The 20,392-nt window shown below is 65.2% G+C and carries 22 protein-coding genes; 13 read left to right on the top strand and 9 right to left on the bottom strand.

Translation table 11 applies throughout. The features are described from left to right. Positions 1-46: 46 nt before the first annotated feature. The 6 genes from ABD050_RS10670 to ABD050_RS10645 all read right to left on the bottom strand — a co-directional run bounded on the left by ABD050_RS10670 (position 47) and on the right by ABD050_RS10645 (position 5,015). Complete coding sequence (locus ABD050_RS10670; RefSeq protein WP_343889305.1) at positions 47-937, bottom strand: alpha/beta hydrolase; 891 nt, start codon at positions 935-937, stop codon at positions 47-49. Next, complete coding sequence (locus ABD050_RS10665) at positions 937-1,572, bottom strand: 3-oxoacid CoA-transferase subunit B (RefSeq protein ID WP_343889304.1); 636 nt, start codon at positions 1,570-1,572, stop codon at positions 937-939. The genes ABD050_RS10670 and ABD050_RS10665 overlap by 1 nt, the downstream gene beginning before the upstream one ends. A gap of 3 nt (positions 1,573-1,575) precedes the next feature. Then, positions 1,576-2,337 carry a 5'-nucleotidase, lipoprotein e(P4) family gene (locus ABD050_RS10660; RefSeq protein ID WP_343889303.1) on the bottom strand — a complete coding sequence of 254 codons (762 nt, stop codon included), beginning with the start codon at positions 2,335-2,337 and terminating at the stop codon, positions 1,576-1,578. Between the two features lie 233 nt (positions 2,338-2,570). Beyond that, a complete protein-coding gene (locus ABD050_RS10655; protein ID WP_343889302.1) occupies positions 2,571-3,278 on the bottom strand; it encodes a CoA transferase subunit A in 708 nt (235 codons plus the stop codon). Positions 3,279-3,385: 107 nt separating this feature from the next. After that, positions 3,386-4,078 carry a VIT1/CCC1 transporter family protein gene (locus tag ABD050_RS10650; RefSeq protein ID WP_343889301.1) on the bottom strand — a complete coding sequence of 231 codons (693 nt, stop codon included), beginning with the start codon at positions 4,076-4,078 and terminating at the stop codon, positions 3,386-3,388. Positions 4,079-4,100: 22 nt separating this feature from the next. Continuing rightward, the gene (locus ABD050_RS10645) at positions 4,101-5,015 is read right to left on the bottom strand and encodes an SMP-30/gluconolactonase/LRE family protein (RefSeq protein WP_343889300.1); all 915 of its coding nucleotides are present in this window, start codon (positions 5,013-5,015) and stop codon (positions 4,101-4,103) included. Positions 5,016-5,154: 139 nt separating this feature from the next. Here ABD050_RS10645 and ABD050_RS10640 point away from each other — a divergent pair, with 139 nt between their 5' ends. From ABD050_RS10640 to ABD050_RS10610, 7 genes are all read left to right on the top strand, one after another. After that, positions 5,155-5,523, top strand: a complete 369-nt coding sequence (locus ABD050_RS10640; RefSeq protein WP_343889299.1) for a BlaI/MecI/CopY family transcriptional regulator — start codon at positions 5,155-5,157, stop codon at positions 5,521-5,523. Then, entirely contained in the window at positions 5,520-7,175 is a 1,656-nt protein-coding gene (locus ABD050_RS10635) for a M56 family metallopeptidase (RefSeq protein ID WP_343889298.1), read from the top strand. Before ABD050_RS10640 ends, ABD050_RS10635 begins: the two co-directional genes overlap by 4 nt. 89 nt (positions 7,176-7,264) lie before the next feature. Further along, entirely contained in the window at positions 7,265-8,119 is an 855-nt protein-coding gene (locus ABD050_RS10630) for an MBL fold metallo-hydrolase (RefSeq protein WP_343889296.1), read from the top strand. Beyond that, a complete protein-coding gene (locus ABD050_RS10625; protein WP_343889295.1) occupies positions 8,119-8,802 on the top strand; it encodes a DUF4230 domain-containing protein in 684 nt (227 codons plus the stop codon). The genes ABD050_RS10630 and ABD050_RS10625 overlap by 1 nt, the downstream gene beginning before the upstream one ends. Positions 8,803-8,804: 2 nt before the next feature. Further along, positions 8,805-9,815, top strand: coding sequence for a quinolinate synthase NadA (nadA, locus tag ABD050_RS10620; protein WP_343889294.1), 1,011 nt, complete (start codon positions 8,805-8,807; stop codon positions 9,813-9,815). Positions 9,816-9,904: 89 nt separating this feature from the next. Continuing rightward, complete coding sequence (gene nadC / locus ABD050_RS10615) at positions 9,905-10,762, top strand: carboxylating nicotinate-nucleotide diphosphorylase (RefSeq protein WP_343889293.1); 858 nt, start codon at positions 9,905-9,907, stop codon at positions 10,760-10,762. A gap of 85 nt (positions 10,763-10,847) precedes the next feature. Next, positions 10,848-11,558, top strand: coding sequence for a ribonuclease T2 family protein (locus ABD050_RS10610; RefSeq protein ID WP_343889292.1), 711 nt, complete (start codon positions 10,848-10,850; stop codon positions 11,556-11,558). Positions 11,559-11,577: 19 nt separating this feature from the next. Here the strand turns inward: ABD050_RS10610 and ABD050_RS10605 are convergent, their stop codons facing one another. Both ABD050_RS10605 and ABD050_RS10600 read right to left on the bottom strand, forming a co-directional pair. Next, positions 11,578-12,012: a DUF4112 domain-containing protein gene (locus ABD050_RS10605; protein ID WP_343889291.1), complete on the bottom strand. Its 435-nt coding sequence runs from the start codon at positions 12,010-12,012 to the stop codon at positions 11,578-11,580. 6 nt (positions 12,013-12,018) lie between these two features. Next, entirely contained in the window at positions 12,019-13,473 is a 1,455-nt protein-coding gene (locus tag ABD050_RS10600; protein WP_343889290.1) for an ABC transporter substrate-binding protein, read from the bottom strand. A 691-nt stretch (positions 13,474-14,164) separates the two neighbouring features. Between ABD050_RS10600 and ABD050_RS10595 the strand changes: the two genes are divergently transcribed. From ABD050_RS10595 to ABD050_RS10580, 4 genes are read left to right on the top strand one after another with little or no spacing between them, the layout of a single operon-like run. Further along, a complete protein-coding gene (locus ABD050_RS10595) occupies positions 14,165-15,103 on the top strand; it encodes an SGNH/GDSL hydrolase family protein (protein ID WP_343889289.1) in 939 nt (312 codons plus the stop codon). Then, the gene (locus tag ABD050_RS10590) at positions 15,100-16,347 is read left to right on the top strand and encodes a GDSL-type esterase/lipase family protein (protein WP_343889288.1); all 1,248 of its coding nucleotides are present in this window, start codon (positions 15,100-15,102) and stop codon (positions 16,345-16,347) included. The genes ABD050_RS10595 and ABD050_RS10590 overlap by 4 nt, the downstream gene beginning before the upstream one ends. 3 nt (positions 16,348-16,350) lie before the next feature. Beyond that, on the top strand, positions 16,351-17,763 hold the full coding sequence (locus tag ABD050_RS10585; RefSeq protein ID WP_343889287.1) for an MBOAT family O-acyltransferase: 1,413 nt from the start codon (positions 16,351-16,353) through the stop codon (positions 17,761-17,763). A gap of 10 nt (positions 17,764-17,773) precedes the next feature. Continuing rightward, positions 17,774-18,094 carry a hypothetical protein gene (locus tag ABD050_RS10580; RefSeq protein ID WP_343889285.1) on the top strand — a complete coding sequence of 107 codons (321 nt, stop codon included), beginning with the start codon at positions 17,774-17,776 and terminating at the stop codon, positions 18,092-18,094. 40 nt (positions 18,095-18,134) lie between these two features. Here the strand turns inward: ABD050_RS10580 and ABD050_RS10575 are convergent, their stop codons facing one another. Continuing rightward, positions 18,135-18,467: a hypothetical protein gene (locus ABD050_RS10575; protein WP_343889284.1), complete on the bottom strand. Its 333-nt coding sequence runs from the start codon at positions 18,465-18,467 to the stop codon at positions 18,135-18,137. A gap of 272 nt (positions 18,468-18,739) precedes the next feature. Between ABD050_RS10575 and ABD050_RS10570 the strand changes: the two genes are divergently transcribed. Together ABD050_RS10570 and ABD050_RS10565 are read left to right on the top strand one after the other, a co-directional pair. After that, entirely contained in the window at positions 18,740-18,934 is a 195-nt protein-coding gene (locus ABD050_RS10570) for an FCD domain-containing protein (protein ID WP_343889282.1), read from the top strand. Between the two features lie 126 nt (positions 18,935-19,060). Further along, a complete protein-coding gene (locus ABD050_RS10565; protein WP_343889281.1) occupies positions 19,061-20,377 on the top strand; it encodes a family 1 glycosylhydrolase in 1,317 nt (438 codons plus the stop codon). The last annotated feature ends 15 nt before the right edge of the window (positions 20,378-20,392 follow it).

The raw sequence follows: 20,392 nt of genomic DNA, 5'->3' as shown, positions 1-20,392 counted from the left end.
AGCAGGTTTTTTGTTAAGCCACCCACATCCGTCGTGCCGCACCGGCCTAGGGCGCGTTCGGCTTCAGCGCTGCATTCAGGAAAGCGACGCTGTCGGCAAGCACCGGCCCCTTGCGGCGAAACGGTTTGGACAGCGCCTTCACGACATCCTCATGGGACAGCGCGGGATAGACGGTCAGCGTCACCGGCGCGCCGAGCTCCTTGAGTTTCGCCGCAAGATTGATCGCGTTCTTCGGCCGCACCTCGGTGTCGCCGGTCGAGGTGACCAGCAGCATCGGCGGCGCATCGGCACGCGCGAAAGTGATCGGCTGGGTCGCGGCAGGATCGGCGCCTTGCATCGCATCGATCGCGCGGGCCGAGGTATAGGGGTAGAAATCATAGGGGCCGCTCAACCCCACCGCTGCCTTGATGATCTTCGGGTCGACACCTTCGGCCTTCAGCCAGTGCGTATCGAGCGTGAGCATCGCGGCGATATGGGCGCCCGCTGAATGGCCGGCGACCGCGATCCGATGTGGGTCACCGCCGAATTCCGCCACATGGTCACGAGTCCATTTCACTGCCTCGGCGCCGTCCTGCACAAAGGCGGGGAATCGGATGCTCGGCACCTTGCGATAATCGGGCACGACGACAACGAAACCGTGCCGGGCAAAAGCGCGCGCCACAAAGGCATAGGATCGCCGGTCGCCCTTCGCCCAGCCGCCGCCATACCAGAAGATCAGCACAGGTCGCTTGATCGTCGCAGCACCGGCCGGCCGCCACAGGTCGAGCGTCTCGCCGTGCGTGCCGAAAGGGATGGCGCTGCCCGGCCGGCTCGCGCCCACACCCCCGCCGATGGCGCCGTCGAGCAGGCTCAGCAATCCGGGCGGGGAGATGAAAACCAGCATCAATCCGAGGACAAGGATGACAGCGAGCGCAGCCGCGGCGATCGCACGCCGCATCAAGCCTCGTACCGTGCCGTCGTCTTCGCCGCGATCTCATCGGCGGTCACGCCTGGCGCCATCTCGATCAGTCGGAAGGGCGACTGGTGATCGGGCCGCTGGAATACGGCGAGATCGGTGATGATCATGTCGACGACGTTCTTGCCGGTCAGCGGCAGGGTACAGGCAGGGATGAATTTGGCGTCGCCGTTCTTGCTCGTGTGCTCCATCACGACGATGATTTTCTTGACCCCGGCGACCAGGTCCATTGCCCCGCCCATGCCCTTGATCATCTTGCCGGGGATCATCCAGTTCGCGATGTCGCCATTCTCCGCGACCTCCATCGCGCCGAGCACGGTCAGGTCGATATGCCCGCCGCGGATCATCGCGAAGCTCTGGTCCGAACCGAAATAAGCGCTTTGCGGCAGTTCGCTGATCGTCTGCTTGCCGGCGTTGATCAGGTCGGGATCCTCTTCGCCGGCGAAGGGGAAGGGGCCGATGCCGAGCATGCCGTTCTCGGATTGGAGCGTCACCTCCACCCCCGGCGGGATATGGTTCGCGACAAGTGTCGGAATCCCGATGCCGAGATTGACGTAGAAGCCGTCCTGCAGCTCGCGCGCGGCGCGCACCGCCATGTCGTCGCGGGTCCAGGCCATGTGTTATTTCTCCGTGGGCGCGGGCGGTGTCCAGCGCTTGTCTGCAGGAAAGATGTCGTCCAAGCCGCCCTTCAGGCCGCTGCCGTAAACCGGATTGGGTAGTACGAACCAGCCCATGCCCCATTTCGCCGCGATCGGTGCGGCGAGGGTGGCTTGGCGGCGCTCGGTTGGCGATTTGATGGTGTTGAACAGGTCGCTGAAATCGCCGAGCTGATCGCCACCCATCGCGACCACGCAATATTTCGCGGCGATCGTCTGGCGACGGCCATCCTTCTTCGATCCCATCGAATCGTCGCCTGCGAGGAACAGGGTCTCGCCATGCACAGCCGGGCCAAGTCCCGCGCCCTCGATTGCCGCCCGGGTGGCGTCGGCGTTGCCGGCGGAGCGGTTGGTGTTGAACACCACCGTCACGCCCAGCTTGCGGATCGCGTTCAGCGCGTCGGCCGCGCCGGGGGTCGCGACAACCTTGCCCGCGCTCGCCTTCTCCCAGGCCTGCCAGCGCGCCTCGTCATAGGGTTGCGGATTGGCTGCCTCATTATACTCGAAGCCGAGATTGAGCAGCACCGTCTCGTCGACGTCGAACACGGCGGCCTTTGGCCTGGTGCCGCAGGAGACCCATTTCGGCGCGGCCAGCGTCGCATCGGGCGCGAGCACGACGGAGTCGGCCATCGCGCTGCCGGTCTGCGAGCCGACATAGAGGGCGAGCATGTGCCAGGCCTGCGCCGAGATCGCCGCCGCTTCCCCCGAGCCGTAAAGATATTGCATGCCGGGTGGAACGGTGGGGGCAGGGGGCGGAACGGCTGCGACGGGCGACGGAGCGTGCGTCGTGGCGCAGGCGGAGAGAGTAGCTGCGAGCGCGAGCGCCAAAGCGATTCCCCTCCCGCTTGCGGGAGGGGTTAGGGGTGGGCTCCCGGTTTCCTCAGGCGGTCCGTCAGCGGAGAGCGCGAGCCCACCCCCGACCCCTCCCGCAAGCAGGAGGGGGGAAGAAGTAGTGTCCCTCACACTGCAGCCCGCTCACGTACGGTACGGAACTCGATCTTCTTGTCGTAGGGCGCCCCCAGGATCATCCGATTCACATAAATGCCGGGCAGATGGATGCAGTCCGGATCGAGGCTGCCCACCGGCACGATCTCCTCAACCTCGGCGACGCAGACCTTGCCCGCGGTCGCCATCGGCTGGTTGAAGTTGCGCGCGGTCTTGCGGAAGACGAGGTTGCCGCTGGTATCGGCCTTCCAGCCCTTGATGATCGCGAGGTCGGCGCGGATGCCGCGCTCCAGGATATAGTCCTGGCCGTCGAAATTCTTCACTTCCTTGCCCTCGGCAACCAGGGTGCCGACGCCGGTCTTGGTGTAGAAGCCCGGAATGCCGGCGCCGCCCGCGCGGCAGCGTTCGGCCAGCGTGCCCTGGGGGCAGAATTCGACCTCGAGTTCGCCGCTCAGATATTGCCGCTCGAACTCCTTGTTCTCGCCGACATAGGAACTGATCATCTTCTTGACCTGGCGGGTGCGCAGCAGCTTGCCGAGGCCTTCGCCGTCGATCCCGGCATTGTTGCTGGCGATGGTGAGGTCCCTGGTGCCCGCATCGCGGATCGCGTCGATCAGCCGTTCGGGGATGCCGCACAGCCCGAACCCGCCGGCGCAGATCGTCATGCCGTCGAACAGGACGCCGTCGAGCGCCGCTGCTGCATCGGGATAGAGCTTCTTCATGGTCGCGACCTCCGGAACATCCTCTTGGCGCGCTTAAGCCACCGGCGTGCCCGTCGGTCAATCACGCGGGTCTGCATGCAAGCGTGCGTCAAACGCACGCATGGCTGCTAAAGCTGCGTGCCGGCGAGCTTGCCGATCAACGCGGTCGCCCCCATCGCCAGCGCCCCCCAGAAGACGACCCGGAACGCCCCGCGCCACACGCCCGCGCCGCCGGCCTGCGCGCCGATCGCGCCCAGCACCGCCAGCAGGACGAGCGACGCGACGGTCACCGCCTCGACCAGCCGCGCACCGGTGAAGACAAGCGCCATCAGCACCGGCAGGATGGCGCCGACGGCGAAGCTTGCCGCGGAGCTGAGCGCCGCCTGCACCGGCCGCGCGACCATGACCTCGTTGATGCCGAGTTCGTCACGCATATGAGCGCCCAGCGCATCGTGCGCCATCAGCTGATCGGCGACCTGAAGCGCCAGCGCCGGATCGAGCCCGCGGGTGCGATAGATCGCGGCGAGTTCGCGCCGCTCGGACTCAGGGTCTTCCTCGAGCTCGCGCTGTTCGCGGCCACGATCGGCATTCTCGGTGTCCGACTGGGAACTGACCGAGACATATTCGCCCGCCGCCATCGACATCGCGCCCGCCACCAGCCCGGCAATGCCGGTCAGCAGAATCTGCGCCTGACTCGAATTCGCGGCCGCCACGCCGACGATCAGGCTTGCGGTCGAGACGATGCCGTCATTGGCGCCAAGCACCGACGCGCGCATCCAGCCGATGCGCTGGACGAGATGTCTTTCGTGGTGACGGATCATCGCATTCCCCCGATTCGAGGCCCTAGTGATTCAGCGCCAGGCCGGGCCGCGGCCATGGCATGCTCGCGAGCTGTCCGGTAGCGGAAAGCGTGATATATGCGGTCCGCAAATCGTCCCCACCCCAGCAGATATTGGTCGTGAACGGATCGGGCGTCGCCACGAACTCGACCAGTTCCCCCGCCGGCGACACCACGGTGATGCCGCTCTGCCCGATCGTCGCGACACAGATATTGCCGTCGGCGTCGACACCGAGCGAATCGAAATAGCTGTAGCCGCCTGGCGAATAGAGGAAGCGGCCGCCGCCGCCCGATAGCCCGGCGACCTTGGCGACTTCGCCAGGTCCTTCCAGATCGAACGCCCATAATTTGCAGGTATAGGTTTCGGCCACATAGAGCGTGTTGCCATCGGGCGAGAGGCCGATGCCATTGGGATTTTCCAGGGGAAAGATCACCTCGCGGCATTCCGAACCATCGGCCTTCGCGTAGAACACCCCGGTCACGTCGCGCTCCCGCTCGCGGGTCTTGCCATGGTCAGTGAACCAGAAACCGCCATGCGTATCGAAGACAATGTCGTTCGGGCCTCTCAGCGGCGCGTTGGCGGCTTCCGTGTAGAGAGTCTCGACCTTGCCCGTCGCGATGTCGATCCGCTCGATGCGGCCGGTCGTGTAATCGGATGCCGTGCCGTGCGGGATCAGCAGCCCGCCATGCTCGATCCAGCCGAAGCCGCCATTGTTGCAGCAATAGAGCTTGCCGTCGGGGCCGATCGCCAGCCCGTTCGGCCCACCGCCGGGCTCGGCGATGGTCTCCTTCGTGCCGTCGGATGTCACCCGTGTGACCCTGCCCGCGGCGATCTCGACCAGGATGACGCTGCCATCGGGCATCGCGACCGGCCCTTCGGGAAAGCGCAATCCGGTGGCGATGATGGTCAACTCGTTCATGGCGCTCTCCTTCGTTTGCGCCAGCTTGCCGACGCGCCCCGGCGCTGTCGAGCGCCACCGGCATTCATCGGCCGTTCAGGCTATTGACTACAGATGTAATCATGACGATTACGACCGTAGTCACGACGGGGAAGAGATGATGGCCGAACGAATCAGCGATGCCGAACATGCCGTCATGGAGGTGCTCTGGGATGAAGCGCCGCTGAGCGCCCAGGACGTGGCTGAGCGAATCCCGCCCGAGCGCGACTGGTCGGCCAATACGGTCAAGACCCTGCTCGGCCGGTTGCTCGCCAAGAACATCATCGGGCATGAGGAGGACGGCCGCCGTTATCTCTACCGTCCGCTGGTTGCGCGCGGCGATTATGTCGAAGGCGAATCGCGCCGGCTGATGGATCGGTTGTTCGGTGGCAAGCTCACGCCCCTGGTCGCGCACCTCGCCGAGCGCGACGCGCTGACCAACGAGGACATCGCCGAGATCGAGGCGTTGTTGAAAGGCCTCAAGTCATGAACGCGGCCGGCCTTATTCCGTGGGCGATCGAGGCGCTGATCGCCTCCACCGTCCTGATGGTGGCGGTGCTGTGCCTGCGCGGGCTGGTCCGCCGCAGCTTCGGCCCCGATATCGCTTATGCGCTCTGGGCGCTGCCCGCGCTCCGGCTGCTGTTGCCGCCGCTTCCCCAGTCCTGGCGCGAGATCGCAGTCGCGCCAGTGGTCCGCGCGAGCGAACAGATCACGGTTTACGTGATCGAGCCGCTCGGCGGGGATGCCGCCGCGCCTGCTGCCCAACATCCCTCGCTTGGCCCAATCCTGGTCTCGCTATGGGTGGTGGGGGCGGCGGCATTTATCGCCTGGCACACGCTCGCTCATGCCCGTTTCTGCCGGCGCATGCTCGCCCAGACGGCGCGCGAGGCTCGCATCGAAGGCGGCGTCCGGCTGATCGAAACCGAGGCCGCTTCCGGCCCGCTCGCCTTCGGCATCTGGCGGCGTTACGTCGCCTTCCCGCGCGATTTTTCCGAGCGCTACGATGCCGATGAGCGCAATCTCGCCCTTGCCCATGAGCTTGGCCACCATGCGCGGGGCGATCTGATCGCCAACTGGATCGCGCTGGTGGTGCTCGCGCTCCACTGGTTCAATCCAATTGCCTGGCGCGCCTTCCGCGCCTTCCGCGCCGACCAGGAAATCGCCAACGACGCCCGAGTGCTCGCCGGCCAGAATCCGATGATGCGCCACACCTATGCCTGCGCGATCGTCAAGGCCGCTCATGGCGGCGCTGTCTCGGCCGCCTGCCACCTCCACACCATAGAAGATTTGAAGGGGAGACTGAGAATGTTGACCACCAACAAGACATCGCGCCTGCGGCTGTTCAGCGGCAGCGCCGCGCTTGCCCTGCTGACCGTGGGCGGACTTGCCGTCACGGCTTCGGGTACCCAGGCCGCCGAGCGAGTCCGTTCCAGCGTTCAGCAGGCGACCGGGGTGGATATCGCTTCGCTCGATCATCTTGCCCTTCCTGTGGCTGTCGCGGCTGCCGCGCCGGTTGCCGCGTCAGTGCCGGTTGCCGTGCCAGCGCCGGTTGCTGCATCAGCGCCGGTCGCCGCGTCGGCACCCGTGGCGCAAGCCGAAATGCCCGCTCCGCCGCCACCCGCTCCGCCCGCCAGCGCCGTTCCACCGGCTCCACCCGCACCGCCGGAAGCGCTGCCGCCGCTTTCCGACCAGGATAGCGACACCACGACGGTGTCGCCCGACGGCAAGGTCACACACCGCAAGGTCGTCCGGATCGTTCGGCGCGACAAGGATGGGAAGGTCATAACCGAGGATTTCGCGGGTATCCCGCCGATCGCGGAAATCCCCGAAACCAGCTCGCGGAATTGCCCGGGCGACGGCGAGCGCCATCAGATGGTGCTCAATGAGAAGAAGGACGGCAAGCGGGTGATCATCATCTGCACCAACCGGATCGAACGGGTGGCGCGGGAAGGCACGGCGCTTGCCGCGAACGCCAAGGACATCGAACGCAACGCCTATCGCTCGGCGCTTGCCGGGCTGCACAGCGCGCAGGAGCGCATGCGCGCCGACACGAAGATGGGCGAGGACGCACGCAGGGAGGCAATCCAGGCGATCGACCAGTCGATCAAGGAACTCGAGGAGGATCTCGCCAAGGCGAACTGAGGTTTGCGGGTCAGCCCCCTCCCGGTTTCTGGAGGGGGCCGACTATCCTGCCCTTGCCATCGCCTGCCCGACGCGCCATCTGCCCGGGCATGAGCGAGCAAACACCCGGCGTGGCTGAGCAGCTCGAACCGCTTGTCGCTCGAATCCTCGCGCCAAACCCGTCACCCTTCACCAATACCGGTACGCAGACTCATCTTGTCGGCACCGCCGATCTGGCGGTGATCGATCCGGGCCCCGACGACTTGAGCCATGTCGAGGCGATGCTGCGCGCAATCGGCGGCCGGCCGGTGACGGCAATCGTCATCACGCATACTCATCGCGACCATAGCCCCGCCGCGCGCGCGCTCAAGGCAGCAACCGGCGCCCCGATCATCGGCTGCGCGCCGCTTGCACTCGAGGATCTCGGGCCACGCGCTGACGCGTCCTTCGATGCCGACTATACGCCGGACCGCGTGCTTGCCGATGGCGAGTCGATTTCGGGCGAAGACTGGACGCTCACCGCCGTCGCCACGCCTGGCCACACCTCGAACCATCTCTGCTTTGCGCTCCCCGAGGCGAAGGCGCTGTTCTCGGGCGACCATGTCATGGGGTGGTCGACGACGATCGTGTCGCCGCCCGACGGCGACATGGCCGCCTATATGGCGAGCCTCGACAAGCTCATGCAGCGCGACGACCGCATCTATTATCCCGCGCATGGAGAGCCGGTCGAGAATCCCCGCCGCCTCGTCCGGGGCATGATCGGCCATCGCAAGCAGCGCGAGGGGCAGATCATGCGGTTGCTGCGCGACGCCCCCCGCTCGATTCCCACGCTGGTCGCGGCAATGTATGTCGGAATCGACCCGCGGCTTTTTCCCGCCGCGGAACGATCGGTGCTTGCCCATCTGATCGATCTGCGCGACCGGGGAATGGTCGTCGATCGTGGCGACGACTGGAGGGCATTGTAATGCGCTTCGTCGGCAAGTTCGCCGCCGCGCTGCTGCTGATCGGCTTGTTCATCGCGGCCGGTTTCTGGGCGCTTGGCTATTATGTCAGCGGCAAGCTCAAAGGACCTGACCCGGTGACGATCGCGAGCGCCAGCCTGCAGGGGTTGAGGGAGCAGAACCGCCTTTCGGCCTTCGCCGCCCGCTTCGTCGCCGTCTCGACCTCGACTCAGTCGCAATTCGGGCTGAGCACGCGGAAGACGCTGATCATGCCCGGCATGGTCAATTACGAGGTCGACCTCGCCAAGCTCCAGCAAAAGGACGTGACCTGGGATGCAGGCACGCATACGCTCGGCGTCACCCTGCCGCCGATCGAGGTGTCGCAGCCCCAGATCGATCTCACCCAGATGCGCGAATATGGCGATGGCGGCATCCTCTCGACTTTCACTGATGCCGATGCGAAGCTCCAGGAGGCCAATCGCCGCGCGGGCCAGCAGGAACTCGTCCGCCAGGCACATGAGCCGGTGCCGATCAACCTCGCGCGCGACGCAACCCGCCGCGCGGTCGAGCGCAGCTTCGCCATGCCGCTGACGGCGGCGGGGATGGACGTGACGGTGAAGGTACGCTTCGCCGACGAGCCCAAGGACAATAGCGAGATCTGGGACACCACCCGCTCGCTCGATCAGGTCTTGAAGAACAGGAAGTAATCATGGACGCGCGAAACGGCATTGGCGGCACGCTCACGGGATTGGATCTGCGCGCCGAGATCGACCGGCTCCGCACGGAGCGCAATGCGGTCATCCTCGCACATTATTACCAGAAGCCGGAGATCCAGGATCTGGCCGATTTCGTCGGCGACAGCCTCGATCTCAGCCGCAAGGCGCAGGCGACCGACGCCGAGGTCATCGCCTTTTGCGGCGTGCGTTTCATGGCGGAAACGGCGAAGATCCTCAGCCCCGACAAGATCGTCGTGCTGCCCGACATGAATGCCGGCTGCAGCCTGGAGGATAGCTGCCCACCCGAGCAATTCGCTGCCTTCCGCGCCGCGCACCCCGATCACATCGCACTGACCTATATCAATTGCTCGACCGAGGTGAAGGCGCTGAGCGACGTGATCGTCACCAGCTCGTCTGCCGAGAAGATTCTGAGCCAGATCCCGCTCAGCCAGAAGATCATCTTCGGCCCCGACAAGAATCTCGGCGGCTATCTCGCCCGCAAGACCGGCCGCGAGATGCTGCTCTGGCCGGGCGTGTGCATCGTCCATGAGGCGTTCAGCGAGACCGAACTGCTGAAGCTCCAGCTCCAATATCCGGGGGCGCCGATCGCGGCGCACCCGGAATGCCCGCCCTATATCCTCGATCACGCCGATTATGTCGGCTCGACCAGCGGTATTCTCGCCTTTGCCGACACCATGCCAGGCGATACGCTGATCGTCGCGACCGAGCCGCACATCATCCACCAGATGCAGAAGGCCGCGCCGGGCAAGAATTTCATCGGCGCGCCCGGGGCGGACGGCAACTGCAACTGCAATATCTGCCCCTATATGGCGCTCAACACGATGGAAAAGCTCTATGTCGCGCTACGCGACCTCGAGCCGCGCATCGAGATCGAGGAAGAGCTGCGGCTCAAGGCCAAGAAGAGCCTCGACGCGATGATGGCGATGGCATCGGCGACGGTCGGGATGGGCGATCTCGGGCCGCTGAAGGTGACGGGGGACTGATCGGCCGCCTGACGGTTTCGGGAGGGGTGACGGTTGCTGGCGCCTTTTCGCCGTGCCAGAGCGCTGTGCGATCGGGAGGATTCTAGCCTATGTCCAGCCAGCCTTTCACGCTCGAGAATTTCGACCTCGACGCCTTTGTCGCCGCGACCCTCGCCGAGGATCTCGGCGATGCTGGCGACATCACCTCGACCGCAGTCATCCCCGCGGACGCCCGCTTTACCGGGGTGATGGACAGCCGCGACGCGATCGTGGTCGCGGGGCTGCCCATCGCCGAGGCATTCTTCCGCGCACTCGACCCCGAGGTGCGGATCGAACGGCTGGTCGAGGATGGCGACCGCGTGGCGGCAGGCACTGATCTGATGCGGCTCGAAGGCAGCGCGCGCGCGATGCTGACTGCCGAGCGGTCGGCGCTCAACACGGTGCAGCATCTCTCGGGCATCGCCACCTTGACGCGGAGCTATGTCGACAAGCTGCTCGGCACCGGCGCAACTCTGCTCGATACCCGCAAGACGATCCCTGGCCTTCGCGTACTCGAGAAATATGCCACGCGGATGGGCGGCGCGACCAACCATCGCATGGGCCTTTGGGACGGGGCGATGATCAAAGACAATCATGTCGCTATCGCCGGCGGCGTCGGCGAGGCGGTGCGCCGGGCGAAAGAGGCGGGGATCGAGCGGATCATCGTCGAGGTCGATTCGACTGACCAGATCGAGCCGGCGCTCGCCGCGGGCGCCACCCATCTGCTGCTGGACAATATGCCGCCCCCGATGCTGCGCGGCGCGGTCACCCTGGTCGGGGGGCGGGTACCGACCGAGGCTTCGGGCGGCGTCAGGCTCGAGACGATCCGCGCAATCGCCGAAACCGGCGTCACCTATATCAGTGTCGGCCGGCTAACCCAATCAGCGCCGGCGGCCGATATCGGGCTTGATTTTGCGGCGGCAAGCTAGGTCTTGCATGAGAACAAAAGGGGACTAAACTGCGCGGCGAAAACTCGGGTGCATCCGAGTCTCGCGCAGTCATTGAGGGGGGCGCATGAAGAACGCTAAGCTTGTCGGAGTGTTGCTGCTGACATTGCCGGGCATCGCCCAGGCACAGACCTACAAATGCGACATCCCCCGGAACGTGCCGCGTCCGCACCCGGAACGCGCGTCCCAGAGCGAGCCGCAGCGTGTCCTTCCGATCGGCGGCTATACGCTCGCGGTGACCTGGGCACCGCAATATTGCCACACCAACGCGCGCAAGCCGTTCGCGAAGATGGAATGCGGCAGCGGCAACCGCTTCGGCTTCACGCTCCACGGGCTTTGGCCGGACGGCATCGGCAAGGAATGGCCGCAATATTGCACCTCGGCGGCGCTGCTGCCGCAGCCGCTGATCAGGCAGCATCTCTGCTCGACGCCGTCGGCGCAGCTGCTCCAGCATGAATGGGCCAAGCATGGCACCTGCATGGGCACGACCCCGGCCGCTTATTTCGGGCGCTCGACCGGGCTTTATGCGAAACTGCGCTATCCGGACATGGATGGGCTTTCGCGCAAGCCCTTGACCGTGAGTGGCTTCACGACGGCGATGGCGGCGGCCAATCCGGGGCTGCCGGCCAACGCAATCCGCGTGACGGCGAACAAGCAAGGTTGGCTGGACGAGCTCTGGCTCTGCCTCGACAAGAAATTCGCCTATGCGCGCTGCGCGACCGGATCAGGCGGGCTGGACGGGAATGCGTCGCTCAAAATCTGGCGCGGGCCGCGATAGAGCGAACGCCGATAGTGCGTCAGCGCTGATCGATGATCGCTGAGGCCGGGTGCTGCTTGTCGAGATGGCGCTTGATGATCTTCAGGTTGCGCGTGTTGGAGCGGAAGAAATAATCCGGAATCGCGCCCACGATGGGAACGATGCCGAGCAGGAAATCGATCCCGACATTGCCGAACATCCGCGCCATCTGGCTTTTCGACATGCCGAGGTTGCGCGCTTCCCACACCATCCAGGCGCCCATCAGCGCGCCGATCGCATCGCCGCCGACCGGAATCACATCGAGAATCACGTCGAGCCCGATCTTGCGGTTGGTGCCGGGGATCTTGATCAGGCCTTCGAGCAAATGTTCCATCGCCTCGATCCGCTTGCGCACCGATTCAACGTCCCGGCCGGTCAGGCTGGTCACGATCTTGTCGAGCGGGTCGGGGTTGATGCGGGTCGTGCGGTTGGCCATGTCACCTCATCTGGTATCGTTACGCAGGTGATTCAACGGGTGCCACGCCCGCGAGTTCCCCTGCCATTGCGCCAATCGCAGCGAGACGAGCGACCAGCGCAACGGCCGGGCGATCGGAATGTACGATATGTCGGCGGCAAGCGCGATGTCGGCCTCGGCGATATGCTGCGCGCGCGCGGTAGCGTCCGGCGCATCGCGGGCCGCCTCGAGCGCGGCCTGTGCATCGGCGCCGCAAGGCTGGCAGGCGGTCGCGAGATACCAGCGTGCGCTGTCATAGGGGGCGACGGCGTCGATGAGGCGGAGATCGGCGGCGTCGCCGGCGCCGACGCGAACCGCCCCGATGCCGATGCCGCGCAGGCCCGCGGCGACATAGCCATAGACCAGTGTGGCGCCCGGCCCGGGCGGCAGCGCCACGCGCAGCACCAGCGGCCCGCCATGGGCCTTCTGCCATGCGCGCACCCGATCGGCCGGCGAGATGTCCGTGGCGGCGGGCGGAGCCGTCCAGGGAGCGACAGCGGGCGCGGCGGCGGAATCGAGCTGGTCGGGGAGCAACTGCGCGGTCGGGCTCCATAGCGAGGTGAAGGCCGCCACGATCGTCTGGCGGTCGATCGTCCGTGCAATGGCCGCCCGGTTGCCGGCATCGGCCAGAAAGCCGTCCCGGTTCGCGATCGCCAGGCCGAACAGCCCGGCGGCAGGATCGATCTTCTCGTTGATCGGCGCGATGCCCGAGAATTGGAGCAGCGGCCAGTCCGCAAAGGTGCCACCGCTGACGAAATCGGAATCGCGGGCGACGAAGCGCACAATGGCTCGCGATGCGCGTTCGCCGATCAGCCGGATATTCGCCTGAGGCCCCGGCGTCGGCATATCGTCATCGGGAGAGCGTGCCGGGTCGATCGCGGGGCGCAGCATCACGCTGTCATGGTACGTGTCGATGATGCGGAACGGCCCGCTGCCGCCGGGCGGCCGGGTGCGGAACACCGCCATTTCGGGCTGGGCGAACAGCTTGAGCAGATCGGGCCGGGGGTGTTTCAGCCGTACCTCGATCACCTCCGGCGTCATTTCGACGATTTCGTCGATCGCGCTGAGAAAGGGCAGCAACGGGTTGCGCGACCGGCCGTTCATCTGCCGCCGCAATACCGCCACGACCTCTCCGGCGGTGACGGTCTGGCCATTCGCCCATTGAGCGTCGCGCAGGCGGAAGATGTAGCTCATGCCATTGTCGATCACCGTCCAGCGCTCGGCGATGCCGGGCTCGATCTGGCCCGACGCATCGAAGCGGACCAGGCCCTGGGCGGTCGCGTCCATCAGCAGCCGCGACGCCGCATTGACCGGGCCCTGCGAAGGGTCGGCGAGCTTGGGCGCGCCGCCGATCGCGCTCACCACCACCGGCCCGGCGTCGGACCGGCGATCGCAGCCTGCAAGGGCAAGCGCGGCGATTACCAGGGCGGCGGCACTCTTCACCGCTTCACCCGGTATGGCAGGCGGCTGGGATGGATGTTCATCGGGTCATCCTGCCATCCCGCAACGTCCGGCGCCACCAGCTAACGACTGGCATAATGATAGACTGGCAGATCGGCGCCGCGCGGCGTGTTGGATAATTTCGGTAGACTGTATGGAGATCCATGCCGCCCCTCCTGTTTGTGGGTCACAATTCGGCAGCTTGCTCCTCGGTTGCGGGGTCCGGAATCCGGTGGATAATATCCGAATCCCCGAATTCGGACTGATGAAGCACAGATCTGCTAGAGACCGATCATCAGGATCGCTCGATCATATTTAATATCATCGTGTCATTATTGCAAAAGAACATCAAATAGAATTTGATAGATGTTCTTTCTGTAATAACTGCAGAAATATAATTAAATAACATTCAATATATTGAATGAAGTTCGGGTATATTGAAATATATCCAGATTATATATTCTAATGTAGAAGTATAATTGCAGAACGTATTTCAGTAAAAAGCCGTACAAAACCGTATTACCTACGTAAAAAACGTCAATGCCCGCTTTTACTATCGACAGGTGAGCTACTTGGTGTGCATATATCGTAATGGAGATAAACAAGAGCTGCTGAAGAAAGTAAAAATGCCGTGCTTTCCGATCAATCGCAAGTGTTACCCGCTGCCGAGGCGCGGAATGGACTGTTCCCGACCATGGATAGCACGGCGGATCGGGCGATCGAGCGAGGCCCCTTGCGCCTGATACTCGATCGAACCGCGGTGCTGCTGCTCGGCACGATTGTCGGCGGGGCAATCGGCTGGGCGTTCCAGGCCAGCCCCGGTGCCTCGGCCTCCGCCGCCTCAGTGCCCGCGCCGGTGTCGATCGGGGCGCAACAAGCGCCGGGCGCAGGCGAGGCGGCGCTGATGCGGCAATATGCCGGCCCGTTCCAGCAGCTCGAGAAGACGATCGCCGCCGGCGGCCGGGTCCGTGTCGGCGTGTTCGGCGACAGTTTCGGCGACGGGGTGTGGTGGGGCATGGCGCACCAGCTGCCCAGCAAGGCCGGGTTCGACGTCGTCAAGTTCAGCCAGCCCGCCACCGGCTTCACCCGCTACAAGAGCCTGAACCTCGAGACGCGCGCCGCTGAGCAGCTCGGCGACGCGCCGCTCGATATCGCGATCATCTCCTTCGGCGCCAATGATGCGCAAGGGATCATCACGCCTGAGGGCAAATATGCCAAATTCATGGGGCCGCTCTGGCAGCAGGAAGTCGGCGGCCGGATCGACCGGTTCGTTGAGTTGATGCGTCGTCACCACGCCATGGTCTATTGGGTCGGCCTGCCGCGCATGGCCAGGGAATCGTTCGACAGCGAGGCGATGGCGGTCAACGCTTTCTATGCAGCGCGGGTGACGAAGCTCGGCGTTCCGTTCATCGACACGCGGCCGCTCGCCTCGGACGCGCATGGCCAGTTCGCTGCCTATCTGGACGATCCGAAAACGGGAAAGCGCACGCTGATCCGGGCGCCCGACGGAATCCATATGTCGATGGCCGGCTATCTGCGGATCACCCATGGCCTTGCTGACCGGATTCGCACTTATACCGAGGCCGCCCGGACGGTCGCCGGCACCGCACCGTCGGCGGCAACCGCGTCGTGAGACTGGCCTTGCTGATGCTGACCGCGCTTTCGATGCCCGTCGAGGCGACGACGACCTGTAGCGGCGGGCTTTGCAATGCGGAGGCGCTCAGACCCTGGTTCGCGAAGCTCGCGCTTGCCGGCCGGGCCCGCGGCAAGCCGCCGCTCCATATCCTGCAGATCGGCGATAGCCACACCGCCGGCGATGCAGTGACGGGCGGCTGGCGAACCCTGCTTCAGGAAAGGACGGGATCCGGCGGCCACGGCGTGCTGGCGCCGGGCCGGCCCTATGACGGCTATATCACCCAGGGGGTGACCGTATCGATGTCCCCCGGCTGGTCGGTCGGCGCGACCTTCGGCAAGGATGCGCATGAGCCGCGCCCGCGATTGGGCCTGTCGGGCTTCAGCCTGACATCGACGGCAGGTGGCGCCAGCATGGCGCTGCGCGCCGAACCGGCCATGGCGTTCGACCGTTTCACACTGTGCGCGATCGGCGGGGTCGACAGGGGCGGGGTGGCGGTCCGGTTCGACGGGGTGGACCGGGGGCGGATCGATTTCAGCGCACCTGCCGGGCAGCCGGCCTGCCGGACGATCCGCGCCGATGGGCTGAGCCTGTCGGTCGAGATCATGGCCGAGCGACCGGGCCTGACGATCACCTCCTGGGCGACCTTCAGCGATGATGGCGGGGTCGCCCTGTCCAACCTCGGCGTGGTGGGATCGCAACTCGCACATTTCGCGCGGACTGACGATGCGGTGGTGGCCGAGGAGCTGAAAGCCTATCGCCCCGACCTCATTGTCCTCGCTTTCGGCACCAATGAGGGCTTCGCGCCGCATTTCGATGCAGTCGCCTATGAGGCGATCCTGCGGCTGCAGGTCGCGCGGCTGCGGCGGCTGTCTGGCGATGTGCCGATTCTGCTGCTCGGTGCGCCGGACTCCCTCAGTCGACAGCCGGCCCTGCGTGCCAATGCAGCGGGTGTCGTGATCGAGTGCGAAACCGTGCCCGGTACCGACGCGCATCCGGCATTGTTCGCGCCCCCGGCGCTGGCGATGGTGCGCGCGATACAGCGCCGCATCGCTGACGATCTCGGGCTGGCTTTCTGGGACTGGCAAATGCGGATGGGCGGGCCCTGTGCCGCGCGCGGCTGGGTCAAGCGCGACGTGCCGCTGATGCGCGGCGACTATGTCCATTTCAACAAGGCAGGCGGGCTGGAGATCGCGCGTGCGCTTCAGGCTGACCTCGACAGGGGGGCCGCGCTCGCGGAATAGGCCATGTTGTTTCCGACGCTCACTTTCGGCGTGTTCTTCTTGATCACCTTTGCCGTCGTCTGGTCGGTGCGTTCCAACGAATGGCGCAAGATCCTGTTGCTGGTGGCGAGCTGGGTCTTTTACGGCGCCTGGGACTGGCGGTTCGTGCCGCTGTTGATCTTCTCCGCGCTGATGAACTGGGCAGTGGCGCAAGGCCTTGCGAGCGAACGCTTCGTCGACCGGCGCAAGCTGTTGCTGCTCGGCGGGGTGGCGATCAACCTCCTCGTCCTCGGTTTCTTCAAATATTTCGACTTCTTCACTGAGCAGGTCGGCGCCACGCTTGCCGCGATCGGCTTCGAACGCGACCTGCCGGTGCTGCGCGTCATCCTGCCGATCGGCATTTCCTTCTTTACCTTCCAGGGCATCAGCTATGTCGTCGATGTCTATCGGGCGCGTGTCCCGTCGGCGCGGCTGCTCGACATCCTGTTGCTGATGTCCTTCTTCCCGCATCTCGTCGCCGGGCCGATCGTACGCGCCGCCGATCTCGTGCCGCAATTCCAGGCCCGGCCGAAGCTCGATCGCTCGATGGTCTCGATGGCGCTGCTGCTGATCGTCTGGGGATTGTTCAAGAAGACGGTCATCGTCTCGGAACTGGCGGTCAATTTCGTCGATCCGGTGTTTGCCGATCCGGCATCGCATTCATCGTTCGACCTCCTATTCGCCGCCTATGGCTATGCGGTGCAGATCTATTGCGATTTCTCGGCCTATACCGACATGGCGATCGGGCTGGCTGCTTTGCTCGGCTATCGCTTCCCGCGCAATTTCAACCAGCCTTATCGGGCGCGGTCGCTGCAGGAATTCTGGCGGCGCTGGCACATGACCTTGTCCGGGTGGCTGCGTGACTATCTCTATATCGAGGCGCTCGGCGGCAGCCGGGGCGGCAAGCTCGCCACCTATCGCAATCTGATGCTCACCATGCTGCTCGGCGGCCTGTGGCACGGCGCGAACTGGACCTTCGTCATCTGGGGTGGCCTGCACGGCGGCGCGCTCGCGGTCGAGCGGTTCTGGGCTGACCGGGCGCCGAAAAGCTGGCCGCCATTGCCGGGCTGGGCGAAGCTGCTACTGACCTTTCACGTCGTCGTTCTGGGCTGGATCTTCTTCCGCGCGCCGAGCTTCGCCGATGCGATGACCTATCTCGGCGGCATCGTCCATCCGTTCGCGGGCCCTACAGGCTTCACCGCCTCGCCGCTGGTCGTCCTTCTCGTCATGCTCGGGCTCGCGATCCATGCCGGGCCGCAACGCTGGATGACCGAGGCGGCGATCCGGGTTCGCAGCATGCCCGCGCCGCTGGTCGGCTTCGGCCTGGCCGCAACGATCCTGCTGATAGACGCCATGCGCTTCGAGGGCGTGGCCCCCTTCATCTACTACCGGTTCTAGGGGAGATTGCATGTCCGCAGCACAGGAATTCCCGGTCGATCTGCCCGGTGGTCCGGTCGGTCAGGACCATGGCCTTCGCTGGACCCTCATGGTGTTGGGTGTGGCAACGGCGTCGCTCGCGCTGACCAACGCCGTCTCGATCGAAAGCTGGGGCGCCGATCTGCCGCCGAGCCCTGGCGTGGCACGGGTCGTGGACGATGCCGGCCGGTGGCGCGCCACCACCGACAGTGCCGGGCTGAGCGCGCCCCGCGAGACGCTGCATCGCGCGTGGAAGCGGCTCGAAGAGGCACGCTGGCCGGGTCAGCCGAGCGATGAGCTTGCTGCGAGATAGGAGGAGCGCCGCGGCAGCCGGGCCGCCGCGGGCGGAGGCCTCACTTCCTCGCGGGTAGCTTCGAAAGATCGACCTGGATGTCCGACAATACCCTGTCGGTGATCATGTCAGGCGCATATTGCTGGATTCCCTTCAGGGTCATCGAGCGCGCCATGTCGATCTGATCCTTGGTCGAAAATCCGGGCATGTGCTTGTCGAGCACCGCCTTGGCGGCCGGATCGTCGAGCAGCGTCCCGATATCCGTATCCTCGACGCTATAGCCGGTCGCGGCCGGCGCTGCGGCAGGCGCCGCGGCCGACGTCGGCGTCGCCTGTGCGAACGCCGGGGCAGGTGCAATCGGGAGGAGAAGGGCGGCAACGGCAAAGGCACGCATCGAAAAAACCTTTCAAGCAGCAGCCCGATCGAAGCGCCGGGCTCTCACATGTCGGTCGGGACAAACGGCGCCTTGCCGCACGGGACGGGCGGACGTTGATCCGCTTTTCGCGCTCCCCTCACCATATGCCCTGCCATAAAGCCATGGGGGCTTCGCGGCAAGAAATTAATTCATTATTTGAATTATGATGCACTTCGAATTCGAGCGCCAGCGCGCATCCTCGCCGGGCATCGCGTTGCTGCAGGCCAGGGCGGGCGGCGCAGATCAAGCCCGTGGTCCATGAGCATGAGGTGATCGCTCCGGCGCTGCGCACCCGCGACCCGGCAAAGGCCCGCGTGGCGATGCGGGCGCACCTGGCGGCAGTCCTCGACTATCTCCTGTTCGCGACCGAGGAAGCCGCGATCGAGGAAGCGCGAGACGCGGTCGAAATCACCCGCAGGCGCTTTGCCGCAGGGCGCATGGTCTGAACCACCTTCCCTGACCCCCGCCCATCGTCGTGGCGCTGTTTGGCGCCGGCTAGGTGCGCAGCGTGAGCCGGGTCGTTACGAAAAGGCAAGACGACCCTGCGATCGTGACGGGTTGGAGAGGATCGGATGACGATGAATCGACGCGCCGTTCTGATGGCCGCCGGGGCGACCGCCGCGGTTTCGCTGCTGAAGATAGACGAGGTGCAGGCGAAGACGGCACCAACCTTCCCCAAGGGGTTCGTCTGGGGGACGGCGAGCGCCGGGCATCAGGTCGAGGGCAATAATATAAACAGCGACATCTGGCTGCTCGAAAATGTGAAGCCAACCATGTTCGCAGCGCGGTCGGGGGATGCGACGAACAGCCTGGAATTGTGGCGCACCGACCTCGATCTGGTCAAAAGCTTCGGGCTCAACAGTTTCCGCTTCTCGCTCGAATGGGCACGGATCGAGCCGGAAAAGGGGTTTTTCTCGGCCGCGATGCTCGATCATTACAAGGCGATCGTCGATGGCTGTCGCGCGCGCGGGCTGATGCCCATGGTCAGTTTCAACCATTTCACCACGCCGCGCTGGTTCGCCGCGCAAGGCGGCTGGACCAGCCCCGAGGCGGCCGACCTGTTCGCGCGCTTCTGCGACAAGGCGGCGCGGCATCTCGCGGGCGGGATCGGCTATGCGACGACGCTCAACGAGCCCAACACGATATGCATCATCGGTGAGGTCTTCCCGCCCCAGTTTCTGGGCTTCCTGCGCTCCATGAACGAAGCGGCTGCCCTGGCCTGCCGATCGCCGAAATTCTCGAACGCGATGATCCCGGACCCGGCCGATCTCGGCACGATGCTGCCCAACCTCATTGCCGGCCACAAGGCCGGCAAGGCAGCGATCAAGGCAGTGCGAGGCGACCTGCCGGTGGGCGTGACACTGGCCATCTCCGACGATCAGGCGGCCGGCGCGAACAGCCTGCGCGATGCCCGGCGCAAGGCCTTTTACGGCGCCTGGCTCGAGGTCGCCAAGCAGGATGATTTTCTCGGCGTGCAGAATTACGAACGCGCGGTCTGGGGCGACACGGGCACCATGCCGCCGCCGAAGGGCGCCACGCTCAATGAATCGCATCGCGAAGTCTATGCTCCGTCGCTCGCGGGCGCGGTGCGCTATGCGCATTCAGTGGCGGGCGTCCCGATCATGATTACCGAGCACGGCGTCTCCACCAGCGACGATGCGGTCCGCGCGACCTTCATCCGGGAAAGCCTTGTCGAACTGCACAAGGCGATGGCGGAGGGCGTGCCGGTGAAGGGCTATGTCCACTGGTCGTTGCTCGACAGCTTCGAGTGGATATTCGGCTACGGCCTCCATCTCGGCCTGTACGCGGTCGATCGCACGACCTTCAGGCGCACGCCGAAACCGAGCCTGGCCGTGCTTGGCCAGATTGCGAAGCGCAACGCGCTTTGATCGGCCGCGACAAGG

Source organism: Sphingomonas oligophenolica (assembly GCF_039522915.1).
GTDB classification, from domain to species: domain Bacteria; phylum Pseudomonadota; class Alphaproteobacteria; order Sphingomonadales; family Sphingomonadaceae; genus Sphingomonas; species Sphingomonas oligophenolica.
Note: the sequence above shows the minus strand (reverse complement) of the source record. Positions and strands in the feature narration are given on the sequence as shown.